This is a genomic window from Mycobacterium sp., assembly GCF_032159565.1.
In the GTDB taxonomy this organism is placed as follows: domain Bacteria; phylum Actinomycetota; class Actinomycetes; order Mycobacteriales; family Mycobacteriaceae; genus Mycobacterium.
In genome coordinates, this window is record NZ_JAVHWR010000124.1 from 37,594 (window position 1) to 54,593 (window position 17,000).

The following is a 17,000-nucleotide window of genomic DNA, read 5'->3' on the forward strand; positions in this document are numbered from 1 at the left end:
CTTACCAGCGCTCGCCAACGGCGGGTCCGGCGGAGCACTCTGCGAGCCATGGGACGATGGATTTCAACAAAGGGTTTTGAGGAGTCCGGTGTCGCCAGTGCTTTGGCTGCGGGCTGTCGCGGTGATCGGCGCGACAGCGCTGCTGATGGCCGCAAGCTGCTCATGGCAGCTCGGCACACCGATTCCCGAAGGCGTCCCGCCGCCGACGGGTGACCCGGTCCCACAGATCGACACCCACGCCAAGGGCAGGCCGGCCGACCAGCTGCACTCCTGGGCTGCCGAACGGGCGTCGGCGCTGGGCATACCCGTCGGGGCGCTGGAGGCGTACGCCTACGCGGCCAGGGTCGCCGAGGTGGAGAACCCCGATTGCCATCTGGCCTGGCCCACACTCGCGGGAATCGGCATGGTGGAGAGTCACCACGGCACCTATCGCGGCGCGACCATCGCGCCGAACGGTGATGTCACGCCGCTGATCCGCGGCGTGCGGCTGGACGGCACGATGGGCAATCTGCAGATCATCGACAGCGATTCAGGTCTGCTCGACGGCGACCCCGGTATCGACCGGGCGATGGGCCCCATGCAATTCATCCCGGAAACCTGGCGGCTCTACGGGGTCGACGCGAACAACGACGGCAAGGTCAGCCCCGACAACTTCGACGACGCGGCGCTGTCGGCGGCGGGCTATCTGTGCTGGCGCGGCAAGAATCTGTCCACGCCACGAGGCTGGATGAACGCTCTGCGGGCCTACAACTTGTCCGACCAGTACGCCCGCACCGTGAGGGACTGGGCGACGGCCTACGCCGATGGCCACGCCCTTTAATCGCACCGTCCCCATAACCACGTTCTGAGCCGGATTGTCGAGCTCTCCCCCTACGCTTCGCGTGGGAGGTACCCCCACAACGCGGCGCCCCGCCGCTTGATCGTCGCCCGACTAGGCTCATCCCCTAGGCCCCCGTCCGAACTCGACCGACCAAGGAGAAGCGCCAGTGCCCATCATCGAGCAGGTCGGAGCACGCGAAATCCTCGACTCCCGCGGTAACCCGACGGTCGAGGTCGAGTTGGCCCTGACCGACGGCACGTTCGCCAGGGCGGCGGTGCCGTCGGGCGCCTCGACCGGTGAGCACGAGGCGGTGGAGCTGCGCGACGGCGGATCGCGCTACGGCGGCAAGGGTGTGCGCAAGGCCGTCGAGGCGGTTCTCGACGAGATCGCGCCCACGGTCATCGGGTTGAGCGCCGACGACCAGCGGGTGATCGACCAGGCCCTGCTCGACCTCGACGGCACACCGGACAAGTCGCGGTTGGGCGCCAACGCGATCCTCGGTGTGTCGCTGGCGGTGGCCAAGGCCGCCGCGGAATCGGCGGGGCTGCCGCTGTTCCGCTACGTCGGCGGACCGAACGCCCATGTCCTGCCCGTGCCGATGATGAACATCCTCAACGGCGGCGCACACGCCGACACCGGCGTAGACGTTCAGGAGTTCATGGTCGCGCCGATCGGTGCGCCCAGCTTCAAGGAGTCGCTGCGCTGGGGCGCAGAGGTGTACCACTCGCTGAAGTCGGTCCTCAAGAAGCAGGGCCTGGCCACCGGACTGGGCGACGAGGGCGGATTCGCGCCCGACGTGGCGGGCACCAAAGCCGCCCTCGACCTGATCCTGTCGGCCATCGACGCGACGGGCTTCAAGCCAGGTACCGACGTGGCGCTTGCGCTGGACGTGGCGGCAACCGAATTCTACACTGAGGGAACGGGTTACAGCTTCGAGAAGCAGATCCGAAGCGCGGAGGAGATGACCGAGTTCTACGCCGGGCTGCTGGACGCGTATCCGCTCGTCTCGATCGAGGATCCGCTGTCGGAGGACGACTGGGACGGCTGGGTGGCGTTGACGACCGCGATCGGCGACCGCGTCCAGATCGTCGGCGACGATCTGTTCGTCACCAACCCCGAACGTCTCGAGGAGGGAATCGAGCGTGGTGCGGCCAACGCTCTGCTGGTCAAGGTGAACCAGATCGGCACGTTGACCGAGACGCTCGATGCCGTATCGCTCGCACACAACAGCGGCTACCGCACCATGATGAGCCATCGCAGCGGCGAAACCGAGGACACCACGATCGCCGACCTGGCGGTCGCGGTCGGCAGCGGGCAGATCAAGACCGGTGCACCCGCGCGCAGCGAGCGCGTCGCCAAGTACAACCAGTTGCTGCGCATCGAGGAGACGCTCGGCGATGCCGCGCGATTCGCAGGCGACCTCGCGTTTCCGCGGTTCGCTCCTGGCGATGAGCCGCTTGTGCGAAGCATAGACGGTGAGGCCAAATAGCCTGTGCCCGAAGCGAAACGGCCCGACCCGAAGCGGCGGTCCCCGGCGTCCCGACCGGCCAAGACGGCCAAGTCGGGGAAGGCTGGTGACACCGCGCGGGGCCGTCCGAGGGCAGCGTCTCCCGCACGACGCGAGCCGCGCAAGGCCGAGTCGCGGCCCAAGCCGCAGCCCGACGAAGAGCCGACGACCGCGGATTCGATCCGCAAGTCGATCGCCGAGGCCGCCGAGCAGCAGTCCGAACAGCGGCTGGGTTCGGCTGCGCGGCGGGCGGCGATTCTGGCCGCGGTGGTGTGTGTGCTCACGCTGACGATTGCGGGCCCCGTGCGGACGTATTTCTCCCAGCGAACCGAGATGAAGCAGCTGGCCGCGAGCGAGGAGAAGCTGCGCGGGGAGATCGCCGGCCTCGAGGAGCAGAAGGCGAAACTCGCTGACCCCGTTTACATTGCGGCACAGGCGCGTGAGCGGCTCGGCTTCGTGAAGCCCGGCGACACCCCGTACCAGGTGCAGCTGCCTCCCGGTGCGGTGGCACCCGGTGAGCCGGCCCAGCAAGCCGCCGCGGCACGGGCGGGCCAGCCGTGGTACACGTCGCTGTGGCACACGATCGCCGACGATCCGCACAACATCCCGACCACTGTGCCCTCCGTTCCACCCGCACCTCCCGCCCCGCCCGATGCTCCGCCTCCCGGTGGTTGAGCGGCCGGATCTCGATGCCGTCGCGCGGCAATTGGGCCGCGAGCCCCGCGGCGTCCTGGAGATCGCCTATCGATGCCCGAACGGGGAGCCCGGCGTCGTCAAGACGACCCCGAGATTGCCTGACGGCACGCCGTTTCCGACGCTGTACTACCTGACCCATCCGGCGCTCACGGCGGCGGGCAGCCGTCTCGAGTCCTCCGGGCTGATGCGTGAGATGACCGATCGACTGCACGACGACCCGCAACTGGCTGCCGCATACCGGCGCGCGCACGAGTCCTATCTGGCCGAGCGCGATGCGATCGAATCGCTGGGCACCACGTTTTCCGGCGGAGGCATGCCGGAACGGGTGAAGTGCCTCCACGTTTTGATCGCGCATTCGCTGGCAAAAGGTCCTGGTGTGAACCCGTTCGGCGACGAGGCGCTGGCTATGCTGGCCGTCGAGCCGGGCATGGCCGGCATTCTGGATCGCGAGGTGTGGACATGACGCCCCGAAAGCGAGCGGGAGCCGAGGCATGAGCACAGTCGCCGCAATCGACTGCGGCACCAACTCGATCAGGCTGCTGATCGCCGACTCGGTCGACGGTTCGCTTCGGGATGTCCACCGCGAGATGCGCATCGTGCGACTGGGCCAGGGCGTGGACGCCACCGGGCAGTTCGCCCCGGAGGCGATCGAGCGGACGAAAGCCGCCCTGGCCGATTACGCCGAACTGCTGAAGCGCCATGATGTTTCGAAAGTCCGGATGGTCGCGACGTCGGCGGCCCGTGACGCCGCCAACCGTGACGTGTTCTTCGCCATGACAGCCGATGTGCTGGGCGCCGCCGTACCCGGCGCTGTTGCAGAGGTGATCAGCGGCGACGAGGAAGCCAGGCTGTCCTTCAACGGCGCTGTCCACGAACTAGACGCCGCTGCAGCGCCTTACGTCGTCGTCGATCTCGGCGGCGGATCCACCGAGGTGGTGCTGGGGGAGCGGGAGGCCCAAGCCGGCTACTCCGCCGACATCGGCTGCGTCCGGTTGACCGAACGCTGCCTGCACACCGATCCACCCACGGCGGTCGAGGTGGCGGCGGCGCGTGAAGTGGTGCGCGAACGGCTGGGGGAGGCGCTGCGGGTGGTGCCCGTCGAGCGGGCACGCACGTGGGTGGGCGTCGCGGGGACCATGACCACCCTTGCGGCGCTTGCGCAACGGATGACGACGTATGACCCTGCCGCGATTCATCTGTCGCGGGTCGGGTTCGGCGCACTGCTTCCGGTGTGTGAAGAGATCATCGCGATGAGTCACGACCAGCGCGCCGCGTTGGGCCCGATGCACGAGGGCCGCGTCGACGTAATCGGCGGTGGCGCAATCATCGTCGAGGAATTGGCGGATGCGCTGGGCAGCCGGGCCGGAATCGACGAGCTGGTGGTGAGCGAGCACGACATCCTAGACGGCATCGCGCTGTCGATCGTCTAGGTCGAGACCTTTGCGCGCCGCTTCGTCGGGTCGTGCTGGCCTGCCAGCGTGAGGCCCAACAGCACCATGCCGAGCCCGAGCCCGAAGTGCAGCCAGTTGTCGGCGTTGTTCACCGGAACGAAGTTGGTCGAGCCGTCGTGGTCGATGACCAACCCGTAGACCCACAGCCCCAGGTATGCGAGGCCCCCGATGAGGAAATAGGCGCGGGCCTTGGCATAGGTGCGCGCCATCGCCAAACCGGCGGCGCCGAACGCCATGTGGACGATGTTGTGCAGGCCGGAAACCATGAAGACACCGAACAGGTGGGCGCCGGAGTGGTGGCCGAGCCACTGCAGTTGGTCGTAATGCGTCGTCACGCCGGGAATGAACCCCAGCACCCCGACGATCAGGAATGCGGCGGCGACAATCACCGCCGCGCCCTGAACGGCCATTAGTTTTGCAGTCTTCGCCATCGCCTCGCCTCCCTCCGCAGTTATTGACGGGTCAGCAGGTTAGAGGCATACCCCTGGCGTTAGCCCGCTAATCGGCGAGCCACGAGCCGAGTCAGGCCCGCCGCCGATCCCCGGGAAAGTGCACACAAACGGACGGCGACGGATCTCCGTCGCGGTTGCTCCGCTACTGAAAGAGGCTCGCGCCGCTGCGGTCAGCGCCTGACGTTGCAGTTCGGCGGGTTACCGCAGTGATGACCGCCATCGCATGCGTTGCAATGACAATTACATCCGCCGGCCTTAGTTTCTGACACTCGCATGCTGTTCAACTCCTTAGTCGCTCTGACCGCCTGTGCAGGTGGGAGCAGAGTTCGTCTCAACATATGCCGACTTCACAATAGTTCTCTTCAGCGTGGAAACACAGGAAAGCGTCGTCGTGATCTTGATGGACCCCTTCGGCAGACAACACCTTTGGCGGGCCTCGTTGACTCTGCGCACATGGCGCGCATCACTCGCAGCCACCCGCCCTCACCGCAGAGTCAACGCGACAGAATGGGCCTGAGCTTCTCGAGCACCGCCGGGTCCTCGATCGTCGAGGGCACCGGTTCGTCGCGACCGTCGGCGATACCGCGCATGGTCTTGCGGAGGATCTTGCCGGAACGGGTCTTCGGCAGCGCGGGCACGACGTCGACGGCCTTGAAAACCGCAACCGCGCCGATGTTTTCGCGTACGGCGGCGATCAGCTCCTCGGCTAAGCCATCGGCCGAAGCGCCCGCCTTGAGCACGACCAGACCGCGCGGCACCTGTCCTTTGAGTTCGTCGGCGACGCCGATGACCGCGCATTCCGCGACCGCAGGGTGGGCCGCCAGCACCGCCTCGATGGAACCCGTCGACATGCGGTGGCCCGCAACGTTGATGACGTCGTCGGTGCGTCCCATCACATACAGGTAGCCGTCCTCGTCGATGTATCCGCCGTCGCCGGTCAGGTAGTAACCGGGGAACGCCGACAGATAGGCCGCGACGTATCGGTCGTCGTCGCCCCACAGCGTCGGCAGGGTGCCCGGCGGCAACGGAAGTTTGACGCAGATCGCGCCCTCCTCGTCCGGGTCGGCCTCCGAGCCGTCGGGGCGCAGGATGCGCACCTCGTACCCGGGCATGGGCACGGTCGGTGAACCCGGCTTGATGTCCATTTGCTCTACGCCCATCGGATTGGCGGCGACCGGCCAGCCCGTCTCCGTCTGCCACCAGTGGTCGATGACCGGAACGCCCAGCCGTTCCGACGCCCAGTGGTAGGTGCCCGGGTCGAGTCGCTCGCCCGCCTGGAACAGATACTTCAGCGCCGACAGGTCGTGCTTGCCGAGATGGATGCCGTCGGGGTCCTCCTTCTTGATCGCCCGGATCGCGGTCGGAGCGGTGAACATCGCCTTGACTCCGTGCTCGGCCGCCACCCGCCAAAACGCGCCGGCATCGGGCGTACCGACCGGTTTGCCCTCGTAGAGCACCGTCGTCGCGCCCAGCATCAGCGGGCCGTAGACGATGTAGGAGTGGCCGACCACCCAGCCCACATCGGAGGCGGCCCAGTACACGTCGCCCGGTTCGGTGTCGTAGACGTGTCGCATGGTCCACAGCAGCGCGACGGCGTGTCCGCCGTTGTCGCGGACGATTCCCTTGGGACTGCCCGTCGTGCCCGATGTGTAGAGCACGTACAGCGGGTCGGTGGCGGCGACGGGCACCGGATCCACCGGCTCGGCGTCGGCGATCACCTCGTTCCAGTCGTGATCGCGGCCCGCCAGCGGCTCGCACGGCTGCTGATGCCGCTGCACGATGACGCATGCCGGCGGCGCGTATTCGGCGATGTCGAGGGCGGCGTCGATCATCGGCTTGTAGTCGACGGTGCGCGTCGGCTCGACGCCGCAGGAGGCCGTGACGATGGCGGCGGGCCGGGCGTCGTCGATGCGGGCGGCCAATTCGTGCGCCGCGAACCCGCCGAACACCACCGAGTGGACGGCGCCCAGCCGCGCGCACGCCAACATCGCGATGACGGCCTCGGGGATCATCGGCATGTAGATGACGACTCGGTCGCCCTTCTCGACGCCGAGGCCCCGCAGCGCGCCCGCGAACCGCGCCGTCAAGTCGAGCAGTTCGCGGTAGGTGTAGGTGCGCTGCGAGCCGGTCACCGGCGAGTCGTAGATCAACGCGGGCTGCTCGCCGCGGCCCGCTTCGACGTGCCTGTCCAGCGCGTTGGCGCAGGTGTTGAGCTCCCCGTCGGGGAACCACCGGTAGAACGGCGGGTTCGAGTCGTCGAGGATCTGCTTCGGCTCACGCGTCCACGTCACCGCGCGGGCGGCGTCGGCCCAGAACGCGTCGGGGTCTCGGATGCTCGCGTCGAACAGCTCTCGATATCCACCCATATCGGCACGGTAGCCGCGATGACGCCGCCATAGGGCGACATCGTCGTTTGACTCCGGTGGTCCCGGGTAGCCCGCTTCCATGACGGGCGCCAGGGGTCTCGCGTTGGTGACGGGCGCATCGAGCGGTATCGGGTTCGAGTTGGCGAAGCTGTTCAGCGAGGACGGATTCGACGTCGTGGTCGCCGCCGACGACGACGCGATCCACGCCAGCGCCGAGAAGCTCGGCTCCGGCGGGGCGGGGAAATTCGTCGAGCGAGATCTCGAGAGCGACCTCGACGTCGTGGACCTCAACGTCCGATCCACGGTGCTTCTTTCCAAACTCGTTCTGCGGGACATGGCCGCACAGGGGTCCGGCAAGGTGCTGTATACGTCATCCATCGTCGCCCAGATGCCTGATTCCCGTCAGGCGATGTACGCGGCATCCAAGTCGTTCGTGCAGTCCTTCGCCGAAGCCCTTCATGACGAGATCCGCGACACCGGCGTGACCGTCACGTCATTGATGCCGGGCCCGACCGACACCAATTTCTTCGCGCGCCTCGGTATGGCCGACACCGTCGTAGGCCGCATGCCGAAGGACGATCCTGGCGAGGTCGCCAACCAGGGGTACGACGCGATGATGCGCGGCGAGCAGAAGGTCGTCGCGGCGGTGTCTGCGCTGTCCAAGGCGATGGGACTGGCCAATCGGTTCCTGCCGGACTCGGTCAAAGCCGTTGCCCACCGATTGATTTCGCAGCGGCCGCGATGATCCGACAAACCGCCGATGCCGTGGTGATCGGCGCCGGACACAACGGCCTGGTGGCCGCGGCGATGCTCGCCGACGCCGGGTGGGATGTGTTGGTGCTCGAGGCGCAGTCCGCGCCCGGCGGCGCGGTGAAGAGCGCTGAGTTGTTCCCCGGCTTCGTCAGCGATCTGTACAGCGCGTTCTATCCGCTGTCGGTGGTCTCGCCGGCGCTGCGGGCACTGAACCTCGAAGACCACGGCTTGCAGTGGACGCATGCGCCCGGGGTGGTCGGTCATGCGCGATCGGCCGACGACGATGACGCACCGGTGATCTACCGCGACATCGACCGGACGATCGCCGACCTGAATCGACGCGATCCCGGCGACGGCGACCAGTGGGGCGAACTGTTCGAACAGTGGCAGCGGATCAGCCAGCCGCTGTTGTCGACGCTCTTCTCGCCGTTTCCGCCGTTGCGCGGACCCGTCCGGCTGCTGCGCGAGCTCGGCACCGCCGAGGCGCTGAGGTTCGCCCACCTGTTGCTGCTGCCCGCAGGGGTGATGACGGAGAAGCTGTTCACCGGCGAATCGGCGCGATTGCTGTTGCTCGGCAACGCGATGCATGCGGACGTGCCCATCGACGCGCCCGGCAGCGCGGTGATGGGTTACATGCTCATCATGATGGCCCAGGACGGCGGCTTTCCGGTACCTGTGGGCGGTGCGGGCAAGTTGGCCGAGGCGCTGGTCAACCGGGCCCGATCGGCCGGCGCGCACATCGAATGCGGACGTGAGGTCGACGCGATCGAGGTGCACGGCGGACGCGCAATCGCCGTGCACACCACCGACGGCTCGACGGTGAAGGTGCGCCGAGCCGTGGTGGCCGACACGTCGGCGCCGAGCCTGTTCTGCGACCTGCTGCCATCACATGCCGTGCCGAACGGACTGAAGCGATCGCTTCACCACTTCGTCTGGGACACACCGGTTCTCAAGATCAACTATGCGCTGGATTCGGCGATACCGTGGCAGTCCAAGAGCCTGAACGATGCGGGCACCGTGCACCTCGGCGCCGACCACGACGGCCTCGTACGGTGGATGGCGGACCTGAACACCAAGACGGTTCCGCGATGGCCGTTCATGCTGTTCGGCCAGATGACCACGGCGGACCCGACTCGCTCACCGGCGGGAACCGAAAGCGCCTGGGCTTACACCCATCTGCCGCGCGGTATGGCAGACGATGAGTCCGCGGATCGACTGTCGCAGGCTGTCGATCTGGTGCTCGAGGAGCATGCGCCGGGATTCGCCGACCGGGTGATCGGGAAGGCGATCCAGCGTCCGTCGGATCTGGAGAACAGTGATGCCAACCTGTTCGCCGGCGCCGTCAACGGCGGTACCTCGCAGCTGTACCAGCAGTTGATCTTCCGCCCCGCTCCCGGCTTCGGCAGGGCCGAAACACCGGTGGACAACGTCTATCTCGGTAGTGCCGGCGCCACACCCGGCGGCGGCGTGCACGGAGTGTGCGGACGCAATGCGGCGAACGCCGCCCTTGTCCGCGACGGGTTACGCGGCTGGCCCCGTCGGCGCATCGGCAGTGCAGTGCTGTCACTGCTCACCCGATAGCCGCCTAAAGGTCTGAAGTGGGCGACCATAGCGACCTCGATGAGGTAGCCGCGCGGGTATTCGGTTGGCAGGCACTGCGACCCGAGCAGATCGACGCGATGACCGCGATTCTCGCCGGGCGCGACGTCCTCGCAGTAATGCCGACCGGGTCGGGTAAATCGGCGATCTACCAGGTGCCGGGTGTGCTGTTGGGCGGTCCGGTGATCGTCGTATCCCCGCTGATTGCACTGCAGCACGATCAGATCGCTCAACTGGAGCGGGTCAGCGCGCCCGCTGCGGTGGCCATCAACTCGCGGCTGAAGGTGTCGTCGATCGACCGCGCCTGGTCCGCGATCGACAGCGGGGAGGCGCGCTATGTGTTCCTGGGCCCCGAGCAGCTCACCAAGGACGAGACCCTGCGCCGCCTGGCGGATGCAGCGCCTGCGCTCATCGTCGTCGACGAGGCCCACTGTGTTTCAGCGTGGGGACACGAGTTTCGTCCGACGTATCTGCGGGTGCGCGATGCCATCGACGCGCTGGGCAGGCCACCGGTCGCTGCGCTGACGGCGACTGCGTCGGCGGTGGTGCGCGGCGAAATCGTCGACGTCTTGAATCTGCGCGACCCGCTGGTGATCTCGGGTGGATTCGACCGGCCCAACATCGCACTCGAAGTGCGCGACGACTTGGATGACGACGAGAAGCGCGGTGACGTTCTCGACGTCATCGATGGGCTCGAGCGACCCGGACTGCTCTACTGCGCGACCCGCAGGGATGCGCAGTGGTACGCCGAACGAGTCGCCGAGAGAGGTATTTCGGCCGCCGCGTACCACGCGGGCTTGAGCAGATCCGACCGCGATGACGTGCACCGGCGATTCCTGGCCGACGAGGTGGACGTCGTCGCGGCGACGTCCGCATTCGGGATGGGAATCGACAAACCAAACGTCCGCTTCGCCCTGCACGCATCGGTGCCGGAGTCGGTCGACACCTACTACCAGCAAATCGGGAGGGCAGGACGCGACGGTGAGTCCGCGCGCGCCGCCTTGTTCTATCGTTCGGAAGACCTGTCGCTGGGCGACCTGTTCGCCACTCGGCACGCCGATGAGGATGCGCTGCACGCGGTATACGCGGCGCTTGGCAACGAGCCGAAACGGTTGAAGCAGCTTCGCTCTGACATCGAGATGCACGGGCGGAAGCTGACGGCGACGGTCAATCTGCTCGAGCGTGCGGGCGCCATCACGTCCGGCGCGGAGGGCTTCACGGCGACAGGCCTGGCCGCGGACGCAGCGGTGGCGAAGGCGGTGGAGATGGCCCGCCTCGGCGAACGCGTCGATCGCACGCGCGTCGAGATGATGCGGTCCTATGCCGAAACCACGCACTGCCGTCGCCAGTTCCTGTTGGCGTACTTCGGAGACTTCCTCGCCGGTCCCTGCGGGAACTGCGACCGCTGCCACGAGAAGGGCCCCGCCGCGGCCGACGGGGAGTCGGCGATCGCGCTCGGCACGCCCGTCGAACATCGCGAGTGGGGACCGGGAGTCGTCCTGCACGGTGAGCCCGATCGGGTGACGGTGCTGTTCAATTACTACGGGTATCGCACACTGTCAGTCCACGCGGCTGAGGAGAACGATCTGCTGCGGGTCGAAGATCCCGCCTGACCTATAGTCCGATGATGGCTGATCAACCGCCTCCGATCGCCGGAGCGCGCCGGTCCTTCGTCGACGCCAACGGTGTGCGCTTCCATGTCACGGAGGCGGGCCCGCCGGACGGCCGCCCGGTCCTCGCGCTGCACGGTTGGCCGCAGCACCACTGGGAGTACCGCGACCTGTTGGCCGATCCGCCGCCAGGGCTGCGGATCATCGCGCCCGACCTACCCGGTTACGGGTGGTCGGGGCCGGCGCCGCACAAGTGGGCCAAAGACGACGTCGCCACCGATGTGCTGGCGCTGCTCGACGCACTCGGACTGGACCGGGTGCTGCTGGTGGCCCACGACTGGGGCGCCGCCGTCGGCTATCTGATGGTGCTGCGCGAGCCCGAGCGGTTCGACGGCTATCTCGCGATGAACATCAACCATCCGTGGCAGTCGCCGCGTGCTGCGCTGCCGCATCTGTGGCGACTGGCATACCAGCTGCCGCTCGCCACGTTCGGTGTTGCGTTCCAACGCCACACGAATCTGGTTCATTACTTCTTGAAGGCCGGATCCAAAATCGACCCCGCAGACGCCCGCGTCTTCGCCGACCGATTCCGCGACCCGGTGTGCGCCCGCGCCGGCAGGGACACCTATCGGACGTTCCTGCTTCGCGAGTTGCCCGCTGCCGCACGCCAACCCGAAACGCGACGGGCCACCGTGCCGATACGGGTGCTCTACGGTGCCGGCGACGCCGTCGTCCGCCCCTCGATGGTGTCAGTGGAGACCGCGAACGCCGACGACTACACGCTGGAATCCGTCGACGCCACCCACTTCGTCGTCGACGAGCGCCCGGACATGGTGCGCAAGAAGCTGATCGCGCTCGCCGAGGAGACCGCTCACTAACACTGCTCGGCGGAAAAAGTCACTCCTGGAAGCGGTAGCCCATGCCGGCTTCGGTCAGCAGGTGCACGGGGCGCGACGGGTCATCCTCGAGCTTGCGCCGCAGCTGCGCAAGGTAGACCCGCAGATAGTGCGTCTCCTTGGCGTACGCGGGCCCCCATACTTCCTTGAGGAGCTCCTCGCGGCCGACCAGCTTGCCGCGGTTGCGCACCAGCATCTCCAGCATGCCCCACTCGGTCGGCGTGAGGTGGACCTCGGTGCCGTTCTTGGAGACCTTCTTCGATGCCAGATCCACTGTGAACGAGGATGTTTCGACGACGGGCTCGTCGGTTTCCGCGGCGGCGGCACCACGCCGGATCGCTGCGCGCAGACGCGCGAGGAACTCGTCCATACCGAAGGGCTTGGTGACGTAGTCGTCGGCCCCGGCGTCGAGAGCCTCCACCTTGTCGGCGGAGTCGGTGCGCGCCGACAGCACGATGATCGGCGCGGTCAGCCAACCCCGCAGGCCGCCGATGACGTCGATACCCGACATGTCGGGCAATCCGAGGTCGAGGATGACGACGTCGGGGTGGTCGTCCGCGGCGGCACGCAGTGCACCGCTGCCGCTCGCGGCGGTGACAACTTCGTAGCCACGCACGGACAGGTTGATGCGCAAGGCGCGCAGGATCTGCGGTTCGTCGTCGACAACCAAAACCCTTGTCATGTCGCCGAACTCCTTGGAGGAGCGGTGAGGTCGACGAGCACGGTCAATCCGCCGCCGGGCGTGTCGGTGGCCTGAACGGTTCCACCCATCGCCTCGACGAATCCCTTCGCGACCGAGAGGCCGAGGCCGACGCCGGTGTTGTTGTCCTGATCTCCGAGTCGCTGGAACGGCGCGAACAACTGCTCCTCGGCGCCGCGCGGTATGCCCCTGCCCTCGTCGATCACAGCGATCAGCACCCGGTCGCCCACTGTGCTCGCCGTGACCCGCACGGGGCTGTCGGGCGCGTAGCGCAGGGCGTTGTCGATCAGGTTCGCCAGCACCCGCTCGAGCAGGCCGCTGTCGGCCATCGCAACCGCGTCGTCCACCTCCACCTTCACCCGGTCGAGCGCCACACTGCGAAAACCGGTGGAGTGCTGGCTGATTCCCACCAGCGCCCGCTGCACCGTCTCTTCCAGGTACACCCGCCGCAGCGCCGGGCGGACCACTCCGGCCGCCAGTCGCGACGAGTCGAGCAGGTTGCCGACGAGCGCGGTGAGCTGGTCGATCGACTCCTCGATCGTGGCGAGCAGCTCGGAGGTGTCCTCGGCGGAGAAGTCGACGTCGTCGCTGCGCAGACTGGATACCGCTGCCTTGGCCGCCGCCAACGGTGTGCGCAGATCGTGGCTGACGGCTGACAACAGCGAGCGGCGCAGCTCGTCGGCCTGCGCGATCGCTTCCGCCTTGCCGGCCTCCTCGGTGAGCTCGCGCTGCTTGATCAGGCCGGCCGCCTGTTTCGCGACAGCCGTCAGTACGCGGCGGTCGCGGGCGGCGAGTTGCCTGCCCGCCATCAACATCCAGAATTCGTCGTCGCCGACCTCGATGGCGGTGTCGGCCGAATCCACCGACACGCACGGGTCCTTGCCGACGCACGCGACGATGCGTTCGTCGTCGTGGTTGACGCGCAGCACGCTGACGGCGCGCTGGGAGTACGTCTCGCGGACCCGCTCGAGCAGCGTGTCGAGGTCGGCGCCCCGAAGCACCGAGCCGGCGAAGAGCGCGAGCAGTTCCGCTTCGCGGGAGGCCTGCGTGGCCTCCCTGGCGCGTTTCGCGGCGCCGTCCACCAGCGCGGCGACCGCGACCGCGACGGCGAGCAGCACGACGACGGTGATGGCGCTGTCGGGCTCGGCGATGGTGAAGGTGTGACGAGGCTCGACGAGGAAGTAGTTCAGCAGTAGACCCGACAGCAGGGCCGACAGTGCGGCGGGCGCCACGCCACCAAGCAACGCGACGACGAGGACGCCGACGAAGAACAGCGCGCTTTCCCCGCCGACACCCAGGAACGGGTCGAGCAGTCCGACGATGAGCGTGCAGATCGCCGACGGGACGACCAGTGCGGCGAGCCAGGACACCGTGTGCCGCTGCCGAGGGGTCAGCGATGACCACGAGGGGCCGCGCCTGGCCTCCCCGTGGGTGACCATGTGAACGTCGATCTTGCCCGACTGTTGCACGACGGCGGCGCCGATGCCCTCGTCGAAGATCCGCGCCCACCGCGATCGCCGTGAAATGCCGACTATCAGCTGTGTGGCGTTCATTTCGCGGGCGAAATCCAGAAGTGCGGCGGGCACGTCGTCTCCGACGACGGTGTGCACGGTGGCGCCCAGACTGGTGGCCAGCTCTCGCACCTTGCCCATCTGGGGAGCGGAGACACCCGAGAGGCCGTCGCCGTGCACCACATGGACCACCATGAGCTCTGCGCTCGATTTCGATGCGATGCGAAACGCGCGTCGCACAAGCGTTTCGGACTCAGGCCCCCCGGTTACGGCGACAACAACCCGTTCGCGGGCTTCCCATGTGTCGGTGATGTGTTTGTCGGCACGGTATTTGGCCAGCGCAGCGTCCACCTGATCGGCCAGCCACAGCAGCGCCAGTTCGCGTAGCGCAGTCAGGTTGCCTTGCCGGAAGTAATTGGACAGTGCGGCATTGATGCGCTCGGATGCGTACACATTGCCGTGAGACAGTCTGCGCCGCAACGCCTCCGGCGTGATATCGACGAGTTCGATCTGATCGGCGGCGCGGACGACTTCGTCGGGCACCTTCTCCTGTTGTTCGATCCCGGTGATCTGGGTGACGACGTCGTTGAGGCTCTCGAGGTGTTGGACGTTGACCGTCGAGATCACGCTGATGCCCTCATCGAGGAGCTCGTCGACGTCCTGCCACCGTTTCGGGTTCCTGCTGCCCGGAGTGTTGGTGTGCGCGAGTTCGTCGACCAGCACGACCTGTGGGTGGCGCTTGATGACGGCGTCGACGTCGAGTTCGGCCAAGCGGGTGCCGCGATAGTCGATGTAGTTCGGCGGGATGACTTCGATGCCCTCGATCAGCTCGGCCGTCTTCTTGCGGCCGTGCGTCTCGACGACGGCCGCGACGATATCGGTGCCGCGCTCCAGTCGCCGGTGAGCCTCGCCGAGCATCGCGTACGTCTTACCGACGCCGGGAGCTGCGCCGAGGTAGATGCGCAGCTCCCCGCGTTTGGCGCCCTGCGGCGACTTACTCACATGCTCATCATCCACCGGTGCGTCAGCTCTTTGCCGGATACTTCTGGTCCAAGGCGATGTTGAGCTTCAAGACGTTGACGGTCGGTTCGCCGAAGAACCCGAGCCAGCGCCCGTTCGTGTTGTCGGCGACGGCTTGGCGAACCAGATCGGCGGCGACGCCGCGGGCCGTGGCGACCCTGTTGACCTGCAGATCCGCGTAGGCGATCGAGATGTGCGGGTCGAGGCCACTACCGCTGGCGGTAACGGCGTCGGCGGGCACCGCGGGGTCGGCCGGTGCGCTGCCGCGGATCGGCACGATCTGGCCGATGCTGTAGTCCTCGCCGTAGCGGGCGCACTCGACCCGGACGCCCTGGTAGGTGTTCAGGAACGGCGTCGGCGTGGTCTCGCACGGCTCGTTGACGCTGACGACCCGTGTCGGGTGCACCACGTCGCCGCGGGCGTCGCGGGTGCCGATCACCGACAGCACGGCGCCGACACCGTCGCCCGTGCAGAACGGCCGTGACCCGTCGACGCCGTCGAGTTCACCGGCGGCGGCGCTGCGCGAGCACACCAGGGTGAGCAGGCTGGGCTTGTAGCCGTTGTTGTCCCCGGGCAGGGACGGGTCACCGGGCGTGTCGACGATGCTCTCCGGTCCCAGGTTGCTTGCGCTGGTGGCCAGCGGATCGTAGCCGTCGCCTGCCGCCGAAGGCCTGCTCTGGAAGTACTGCGGCAGCGGGTCGCCGTCGCTGTCGGTGAACGACTGGCCGATCAGGCTGCTGCCGACCGGTTTTCCGTCGGCCTCGATGATCGAGCCGTCGGCCTTGTCGCGCAGCCCGGGCAGCTGGACGACCAGCCAGATGAAGAGGGGATAGGCCAGGCCGACGATTGCGGTGAGCACTAGCAGCGCGCGCAGCGCCGCCCAGTGTTGACGAACGAGGTTGGATAGCTTCATTTCACATTCCGGGGAGGAGTTGGACGACGAGATCGATCAGCTTGATACCGATGAACGGCGCGATGATGCCGCCGAGGCCGTAGACGTAGAGGTTGCGGCTCAACAGCTTTGAGGCACTGCTCGGCGTGTAACGTACGCCCCGCAACGACAGCGGGATGAGCGCGACGATGATGATCGCGTTGAAAATGACCGCGGACAGGATCGCCGACTGCGGGCTGTGCAGCCGCATGACGTTCAGCAGGTCCAGGCCGGGGAACAGCGCCACGAACATCGCAGGGATGATCGCGAAGTACTTGGCGATGTCGTTGGCGATCGAGAACGTCGTCAACGCACCACGCGTGATCAGCAGCTGCTTGCCGATCTCGACGATCTCGATGAGCTTCGTCGGATCGGAGTCGAGGTCGACCATGTTGCCGGCCTCTTTGGCCGCCGACGTGCCGGTGTTCATCGCGACGCCGACGTCGGCCTGAGCCAGTGCGGGGGCGTCGTTGGTGCCATCGCCGGTCATCGCGACGAGCTTGCCGCCGGCCTGCTCCTTCTTGATCAGCGCCATCTTGTCCTCGGGCGTGGCCTCGGCGAGAAAGTCGTCGACGCCCGCCTCATCGGCGATCGCCTTGGCGGTCAAGGGGTTGTCGCCGGTGATCATCACGGTGCGGATGCCCATCCGGCGCATCTCGTCGAACCGCTCCCGCATGCCCTGTTTGAC

15 protein-coding genes are annotated in these 17,000 nt (G+C 67.2%); 9 read left to right on the plus strand and 6 right to left on the minus strand.

The features are described from left to right. Window positions 1-88 precede the first annotated feature (88 nt). From QOC76_RS15450 to QOC76_RS15470, 5 genes are all read left to right on the plus strand, one after another. Window positions 89-820 (plus strand): lytic transglycosylase domain-containing protein, encoded by a 732-nt coding sequence (locus QOC76_RS15450; protein ID WP_526357789.1) that lies wholly within the window; start codon window positions 89-91, stop codon window positions 818-820. A gap of 166 nt (window positions 821-986) precedes the next feature. Next, window positions 987-2,309 carry a phosphopyruvate hydratase gene (gene eno, locus QOC76_RS15455; RefSeq protein ID WP_526357791.1) on the plus strand — a complete coding sequence of 441 codons (1,323 nt, stop codon included), beginning with the start codon at window positions 987-989 and terminating at the stop codon, window positions 2,307-2,309. A 3-nt stretch (window positions 2,310-2,312) separates the two neighbouring features. Further along, the gene (locus QOC76_RS15460; protein ID WP_526357793.1) at window positions 2,313-3,002 is read left to right on the plus strand and encodes an FtsB family cell division protein; all 690 of its coding nucleotides are present in this window, start codon (window positions 2,313-2,315) and stop codon (window positions 3,000-3,002) included. Next, window positions 2,995-3,486 (plus strand): DUF501 domain-containing protein, encoded by a 492-nt coding sequence (locus tag QOC76_RS15465; RefSeq protein WP_526357795.1) that lies wholly within the window; start codon window positions 2,995-2,997, stop codon window positions 3,484-3,486. Before QOC76_RS15460 ends, QOC76_RS15465 begins: the two co-directional genes overlap by 8 nt. Window positions 3,487-3,514: 28 nt before the next feature. Continuing rightward, window positions 3,515-4,453: a Ppx/GppA phosphatase family protein gene (locus tag QOC76_RS15470; RefSeq protein ID WP_526357797.1), complete on the plus strand. Its 939-nt coding sequence runs from the start codon at window positions 3,515-3,517 to the stop codon at window positions 4,451-4,453. On the opposite strand, the gene QOC76_RS15475 is transcribed toward QOC76_RS15470, so the two are convergent. Both QOC76_RS15475 and QOC76_RS15480 read right to left on the minus strand, forming a co-directional pair. Continuing rightward, a complete protein-coding gene (locus QOC76_RS15475; protein ID WP_526357799.1) occupies window positions 4,450-4,905 on the minus strand; it encodes a DUF4383 domain-containing protein in 456 nt (151 codons plus the stop codon). The genes QOC76_RS15470 and QOC76_RS15475 overlap by 4 nt on opposite strands. Window positions 4,906-5,420: 515 nt before the next feature. Continuing rightward, window positions 5,421-7,292 carry a propionyl-CoA synthetase gene (locus QOC76_RS15480; RefSeq protein WP_526357801.1) on the minus strand — a complete coding sequence of 624 codons (1,872 nt, stop codon included), beginning with the start codon at window positions 7,290-7,292 and terminating at the stop codon, window positions 5,421-5,423. Between the two features lie 79 nt (window positions 7,293-7,371). Between QOC76_RS15480 and QOC76_RS15485 the strand changes: the two genes are divergently transcribed. From QOC76_RS15485 to QOC76_RS15500, 4 genes are read left to right on the plus strand one after another with little or no spacing between them, the layout of a single operon-like run. After that, the gene (locus QOC76_RS15485) at window positions 7,372-8,037 is read left to right on the plus strand and encodes an SDR family NAD(P)-dependent oxidoreductase (RefSeq protein ID WP_526357803.1); all 666 of its coding nucleotides are present in this window, start codon (window positions 7,372-7,374) and stop codon (window positions 8,035-8,037) included. Further along, window positions 8,034-9,626 (plus strand): phytoene desaturase family protein, encoded by a 1,593-nt coding sequence (locus QOC76_RS15490; protein ID WP_526357805.1) that lies wholly within the window; start codon window positions 8,034-8,036, stop codon window positions 9,624-9,626. The genes QOC76_RS15485 and QOC76_RS15490 overlap by 4 nt, the downstream gene beginning before the upstream one ends. Before the next feature lie 17 nt (window positions 9,627-9,643). After that, window positions 9,644-11,257 (plus strand): RecQ family ATP-dependent DNA helicase, encoded by a 1,614-nt coding sequence (locus QOC76_RS15495; protein ID WP_526357807.1) that lies wholly within the window; start codon window positions 9,644-9,646, stop codon window positions 11,255-11,257. Window positions 11,258-11,271: 14 nt separating this feature from the next. Continuing rightward, entirely contained in the window at window positions 11,272-12,132 is an 861-nt protein-coding gene (locus tag QOC76_RS15500; protein WP_526357809.1) for an alpha/beta fold hydrolase, read from the plus strand. 19 nt (window positions 12,133-12,151) lie between these two features. Here QOC76_RS15500 and QOC76_RS15505 read toward each other — a convergent pair whose 3' ends face one another. The 4 genes from QOC76_RS15505 to QOC76_RS15520 form a co-directional block, all read right to left on the minus strand. After that, a complete protein-coding gene (locus QOC76_RS15505) occupies window positions 12,152-12,832 on the minus strand; it encodes a response regulator transcription factor (protein ID WP_526357811.1) in 681 nt (226 codons plus the stop codon). After that, window positions 12,829-15,402, minus strand: a complete 2,574-nt coding sequence (locus tag QOC76_RS15510; protein WP_526357825.1) for a DUF4118 domain-containing protein — start codon at window positions 15,400-15,402, stop codon at window positions 12,829-12,831. Before QOC76_RS15510 ends, QOC76_RS15505 begins: the two co-directional genes overlap by 4 nt. Beyond that, on the minus strand, window positions 15,386-16,294 hold the full coding sequence (locus QOC76_RS15515; protein WP_526357813.1) for a potassium-transporting ATPase subunit C: 909 nt from the start codon (window positions 16,292-16,294) through the stop codon (window positions 15,386-15,388). Before QOC76_RS15515 ends, QOC76_RS15510 begins: the two co-directional genes overlap by 17 nt. A gap of 1 nt (window position 16,295) precedes the next feature. Continuing rightward, window positions 16,296-17,000, minus strand: a 705-nt coding sequence (locus tag QOC76_RS15520; RefSeq protein WP_526357815.1) for an HAD-IC family P-type ATPase, incomplete at its 5' end; no start/stop codon positions are given.

Coding starts and splice junctions, on each gene's coding strand:
- QOC76_RS15470 (WP_526357797.1), top strand. CDS start 3,515: ATGAGCACAGTCGCCGCAATCGACTGCGGCACCAACTCGATCAGGCTG.
- QOC76_RS15475 (WP_526357799.1), bottom strand. CDS start 4,905: ATGGCGAAGACTGCAAAACTAATGGCCGTTCAGGGCGCGGCGGTGATT.
- QOC76_RS15480 (WP_526357801.1), bottom strand. CDS start 7,292: ATGGGTGGATATCGAGAGCTGTTCGACGCGAGCATCCGAGACCCCGAC.
- QOC76_RS15485 (WP_526357803.1), top strand. CDS start 7,372: ATGACGGGCGCCAGGGGTCTCGCGTTGGTGACGGGCGCATCGAGCGGT.
- QOC76_RS15490 (WP_526357805.1), top strand. CDS start 8,034: ATGATCCGACAAACCGCCGATGCCGTGGTGATCGGCGCCGGACACAAC.
- QOC76_RS15500 (WP_526357809.1), top strand. CDS start 11,272: ATGGCTGATCAACCGCCTCCGATCGCCGGAGCGCGCCGGTCCTTCGTC.
- QOC76_RS15505 (WP_526357811.1), bottom strand. CDS start 12,832: ATGACAAGGGTTTTGGTTGTCGACGACGAACCGCAGATCCTGCGCGCC.
- QOC76_RS15515 (WP_526357813.1), bottom strand. CDS start 16,294: ATGAAGCTATCCAACCTCGTTCGTCAACACTGGGCGGCGCTGCGCGCG.